Source organism: Streptomyces sp. NPDC056160 (genome assembly GCF_042268205.1).
Taxonomy (GTDB): domain Bacteria; phylum Actinomycetota; class Actinomycetes; order Streptomycetales; family Streptomycetaceae; genus Streptomyces.
This window is the reverse complement of record NZ_JBHJUW010000361.1, coordinates 1-1,200: the sequence shown is the minus strand read 5'-3', so window position 1 is coordinate 1,200 and position 1,200 is coordinate 1. Positions and strand designations below refer to the sequence as shown.

Annotated in this window: 1 pseudogene; it reads right to left on the bottom strand. The window is 64.2% G+C overall.

The features are described from left to right. Positions 1 to 94: 94 nt before the first annotated feature. Positions 95 to 387, bottom strand: a pseudogene (locus ACFC02_RS42740) (MarR family transcriptional regulator); the annotation flags it as partial. Positions 388 to 1,200: the final 813 nt, after the last annotated feature.

The following is a 1,200-nucleotide window of genomic DNA, read 5'->3' as shown; positions in this document are numbered from 1 at the left end:
CGGGGTGGTGCTGGCCATGCTGAAGGGATCTCCTGTCTCGCCCATCCAGACTAACCCGATAAACCGGGTGTCTCAGCCGAGGCTGTCAGAGAGGGATCAGAACCCGGTGCTTGGCCAACTTTCTGTTGATCTTCCCGACCGCGTCCGTCGACATCCCCATCCGCTTGGCGATGTCCGCTCCCGTGGCCCGCAGCGGCTCCATGCCCTCGGGCGACACACCGATCCACCACAGAACGAGGAACTTCTGACTGGGCGTGAAGGCCTTTGAGTCCGTGATGGCCTCTACCCGCGCCTTGTCCACCTGTGTATGCCTGCCGGAGAAGGTATAAGGCGCGTAGGGACCGGCTCGCCGGTGTCGGCGTCGACCAGTCTGCGTACTGCTCCCAGCAGGCCCTCCGTGCGTGGGACATTGATGCTCTGTTCATCCAGGGCGCGACCCGCAGGCCGACCATATGAACCTAACGTACATGAGCAGGAAGTCAATCAACTCCGCTCGTCGACCGTGTCGCTTGCCCTCCACACAGGGCATCACCGCTCCACCTCCTGGCCCTCTCCCGGTCGAAAGATGTACGTGACGTCAATCTGCCGCTGTTCTGGAACAGCGGTGCCCAGTTCTCTCAGACGTGGTGGCAGTTCCAGGGAACCGTGTGACAGATCGGCGAACAGCGGTGCCGGATCAAGGAAACTGGGTGATCAGTCCGAGGAAACCAGGTGCCCGGTTCTCCCAGCCGCCCACGGCGATCGACCGAACTGCCTGCCAGTCCCCAGGATCTTGGTCCGACCCTGCATTTCCGCAGCTCAGAGGCGGTTTCCGCGGAAGACGCTCTCTTACTTCGCCCAACGCGCCGTGGGCCCGCCGCCTGCCCCTACCGGGACTGGTGCGAACCTCACTGTTCCTATACCACGGAAAGTCAGCCACTACGCGCCCGCGGCGGACGACTCAGGCGCGCGTGTGCCTCCAGCAACCCCGGACGGGGCTCAGCCACGCCTTTCGAGGAACTGCCCCGACGCACCCGCACCGCCGATGCAACCCGGCCGCAGTGGTGGCGACGCCTGGTGTCGGCAGGCTCGTGGAGAGCCCTGGTCGGAGACGGCCCTTGTCTGGCCCCTCTCTGACAGCCTCGGCTGAGACACCCGGTTTATCGGGTTAGTCTGGATGGGCGAGACAGGAGATCCCTTCAGCATGGCCAGCACCACCCC